Annotated in this window: 4 protein-coding genes; 3 read left to right on the top strand and 1 reads right to left on the bottom strand. The window is 53.8% G+C overall.

Annotated features, from left to right (window positions below; genetic code table 11):
* Positions 1–136: 136 nt before the first annotated feature.
* The gene (locus tag WMO24_RS00715) at positions 137–778 is read left to right on the top strand and encodes an undecaprenyl diphosphate synthase family protein (protein WP_349214154.1); all 642 of its coding nucleotides are present in this window, start codon (positions 137–139) and stop codon (positions 776–778) included.
* Between the two features lie 60 nt (positions 779–838).
* Complete coding sequence (locus WMO24_RS00710) at positions 839–1,231, top strand: DUF5655 domain-containing protein (protein ID WP_349214153.1); 393 nt, start codon at positions 839–841, stop codon at positions 1,229–1,231.
* Positions 1,232–1,363: 132 nt separating this feature from the next.
* Here the strand turns inward: WMO24_RS00710 and WMO24_RS00705 are convergent, their stop codons facing one another.
* Complete coding sequence (locus WMO24_RS00705; protein WP_349214151.1) at positions 1,364–2,632, bottom strand: glycosyltransferase family 2 protein; 1,269 nt, start codon at positions 2,630–2,632, stop codon at positions 1,364–1,366.
* A gap of 113 nt (positions 2,633–2,745) precedes the next feature.
* Here WMO24_RS00705 and WMO24_RS00700 point away from each other — a divergent pair, with 113 nt between their 5' ends.
* Complete coding sequence (locus WMO24_RS00700) at positions 2,746–3,345, top strand: sugar O-acetyltransferase (RefSeq protein WP_349214150.1); 600 nt, start codon at positions 2,746–2,748, stop codon at positions 3,343–3,345.
* The last annotated feature ends 182 nt before the right edge of the window (positions 3,346–3,527 follow it).

The raw sequence follows: 3,527 nt of genomic DNA, 5'->3' as shown, positions 1-3,527 counted from the left end.
GCCGGCGAATGCCGGCGGCCTTTTTGTTTCATCAAAGCCTCCTTTATCAGGCAGGCGCTTTCTTTCAATCTTTCGAATAACGTGGTGCATAGCTGCTGTCCGATCAACCAATATTAAGTTGAAAGAAGGTGGATGCATGAGAATTCCAAACCACATCGGAATCATTCCGGACGGGAACCGGCGCTGGGCCACCCGTGCAGGACTGGCCAAAAAGGACGGCTACATCCATGGATTGACGCCCGGATTGGATTTGCTGAGACTGGCATGGGAAGCCGGCGTCCGTGAGATCACTTATTATGGATTTACAACGGATAATTGCAAACGGCCGCCGGAGCAAGTCTTCGCTTTTTCCAAGGCCTGCGTGGAAGCAATCCGCCGAATCGCTTCCGAACCCGTTTCGCTTCTCGTACTCGGCGACCAAAACTCCTCTGTCTTTCCGGAAGAGCTTCGGCCTTATACCGTTCGAACAGACCTGAACGGCGGCGGTATGCGCGTCAATTTTCTGGTAAACTACGGCTGGGAATGGGACCTTGCCGAATTAAATGCACCCGGCAGCAACCGCAGACAAATTTGCAATGCACTCCGCTCGCACGATATTTCTCGGGTCGATTTGGTCATTCGCTGGGGCGGCATGCGCCGATTGTCCGGCTTTCTGCCGGTACAATCTGTTTATGCCGATTTCTTCGTTGTGGACCGGCTTTGGCCTGATTTTCAGCCGGATGACTTTTTCCAGGCGCTGCAATGGTATCAAGCGCAAGACGTAACGCTGGGCGGTTGACCCCACTTTTTCCCCTTTTGAAAACATGGTATGATAAGGATACAAAAGGAGGGATGCTGCGTGGAATATCCGGAACGGTATTGGGATGATATTCTCTTTTTCTTTGACCGGTTTCCGGCAGAATTGGAACTGTATCGCGCTTTTTCGGAACAGATGGAACGAGTGTTTGACCAAGCGCGCGTCAAGGTACAGAAGAGTCAGATCAGTTTTTACGGACGGCATCTTTTCGCCGCCGCCTCACTTCCCATCCGGCGCAAAAAAGGATGGCCGGAGCACTGTCTCATCGTCACTTTCGGTCTTGGGAGAAAACTGGACTCTGCCCGGATCGCCGTTGCAGTCGAACCCTACCCCGGTCGCTGGACTCATCATATGCTGCTCACCGCGCCGCAGCAGCTGGATGCGGAATGGCTCAGCTGGATGGAAGAGGCCTGGTATTTTTCGCAGACAAAATAAAAAAGCGCGCTCTGCCCGTCAGAGCGCGCTTTTTGATGCGGTGAATTCATCCGCGAATCCCCGCCAGCAGCCAAAAGGCAATGCACAGGATCGCCGCGCATACCACAAGGCAAAACACCAGATTGCTGCGTTTCACCCCCACTCCTCCTTTCCATGCACAAGCCAGGTCAAGTAGCCTTGCAGTGCCGCAGTGCTCTGCAAGGCCTGGAACAGAAAGAGAAAGAGCAAAAATCCCAGAAGATCATTTTGAAAAGGGATTTTCAGCTTTTTCTGATAGAGATAGGTGCTCAGGAACAGCACCACGCTCACGGCCAGTGTAAACAGCGTCAAACATCCGGCCAGGTAATAATACCCGCACAAAGCCAGCAAAACGCCGGGCAGCAGCCCGAACAAAAACGCCAGGTCCAGATAGATGACCCACAAATTGACCCATGTAAAATAGCGGGAATAGGCGCTGCCCTGGCGCCAGGGCGGAACAGAGGACAACCCCTCCAACATTCCGATTGCCCAGCGCTTTCGCTGATTGTACAGACCGTTGCAGGTTTGCGGAACTTCCGTATAGCCGACTGCGGCAGGCTCATAAGACGAAACCAGCCCCTGCTGCAGCAGCGCATACGTCAATACAATATCCTCGCCGAGCACATTCTGCCAACCGCCCGTTTCACGCACCACTTCCGTTCGATAGGCGCTGAAGGCCCCCTGTGCCACCAGCGTAGAATGGTAGCTGCCCTGAAACCGTTTGACAGCCGCGATGCTGAGAAGATAATCATAATTCTGCATTCGGGTCGCCAGAGACGCACGCGCGTTCCGGACAAACAGATTTCCTGCCACGCATACACTGGAAGCGGCAGTGATGTGATTCATCATTCGCCGGACTGCCTGCTTCTCCAGACAGGTATCCGCATCCACTGTCAGAAAAAATGGGGTATGGACCTGCGCCAGACCACAGTTGAGCGCATTGGCTTTTCCCAGCTGCGGGCAATAGAGATATTCCACCTTCCGCTTTTCCCCGGCCAGCCGCTGCATGTTCAGCACTTCTTCCCGGGTGCCGTCTTCCGAAGCATTGTCAATCACCAAAAGCCGAATCATCCCCTGGTAGTCCTGCTCCAGAACAGCGCGGATTGCCTGCGAAATCGCTGCTTCTTCATTGTGCGCGCACATGAGAATCGTTGTCTCCCGATCAGTATCCGGATAGCTGCGCAGGCGCCAGTGAATAAGATTGGAAAAGAACATGGCACTCATCAGGAAACCCGGCAAAAGTGCGATTCCGATAATCGCCCACCAGACATACCATTGCGGCAGTGCGCAGGAAGCTTCCTGTGCCCAGAAAACTGAAAAATACACTGAGACGGCCAGCCACAAAGCGCCGAAGCCCAGCGACAAAAGAAACTTGCCTTTCAAATGACCACCCCCTTTCTCTCCAATGTACGTGGCAGAGTCGGAAATGGTGATTGAGGCGAAATGAACGCCTATGATATAATGAAAGGCACAGTCTACGAAAAGAGGAACCGATTATGACCATGCTGGAGCGCATGCAGTGCGCAGAAGCCTACTGTTCAGACCACCGGGATATGCCGGCACACTTGCAGGACAAAGCCAAAACGCTTTGCTGGCAATACAATCAGACCGCCCCTTTTGAAACGGAAAAACGCGGAAAAATTTTGAAGCAGTTGTTTGGAACGTGCCACCCACTGACCTTTGTGGAGCCGTCCTTCCACTGCGACTATGGCTTTAACATCCACACCCACGGCTTGGCCGTCATCAACTACAACTGTGTGATTCTGGACACATCTCCGGTCCACATCGGCGCCAACGCCTTTCTGGCGCCGGGCGTGATCATCGCCTGTTCGGGCCATTCGCTGGATGCCGCGCAGCGCGCCGCCGGAATCGGCACTTCCGCGCCTGTAACGCTGGAGGACGATGTCTGGATCGGAGCCGGTGCGGTTCTCTGCGGTGGAGTGACCATTGGTGCCGGAAGTGTGATCGGGGCCGGGAGCGTGGTGACACGCAGCATTCCCGCTGGTATGGTGGCCGTGGGAAACCCCTGCCGCCCGCTGCGGCCTGTGACCGAAGCGGACCGCCTTTCTTCCCTGACCATAACGGCGGAAGATTAATTTGCTGTTTTTTGATAAAAACAGACATTTTACCGAAAAAAGCTCTTGACTTTTCCGCATCAAAATGCTATCCTATTCAAGCAGGGTAAGTTCCCTGTGTAGAACATGCGGATGTGGCGGAATTGGCAGACGCGCTAGATTCAGGTTCTAGTGAGGGCAACTTCATATGGGTTCAAGTCCCT

The organism is Ruthenibacterium intestinale (assembly GCF_040096265.1).
In the GTDB taxonomy this organism is placed as follows: domain Bacteria; phylum Bacillota; class Clostridia; order Oscillospirales; family Ruminococcaceae; genus Ruthenibacterium; species Ruthenibacterium komagatae.
The sequence above is the reverse complement of the archived record's forward strand: the minus strand, read 5'-3'. Positions and strand labels throughout refer to the sequence as shown.

Excerpts from the sequence above, each read along its gene's own strand:
- WMO24_RS00715 (WP_349214154.1), top strand. The coding sequence starts at position 137 with ATGAGAATTCCAAACCACATCGGAATCATTCCGGACGGGAACCGGCGC.
- WMO24_RS00700 (WP_349214150.1), top strand. The coding sequence starts at position 2,746 with ATGACCATGCTGGAGCGCATGCAGTGCGCAGAAGCCTACTGTTCAGAC.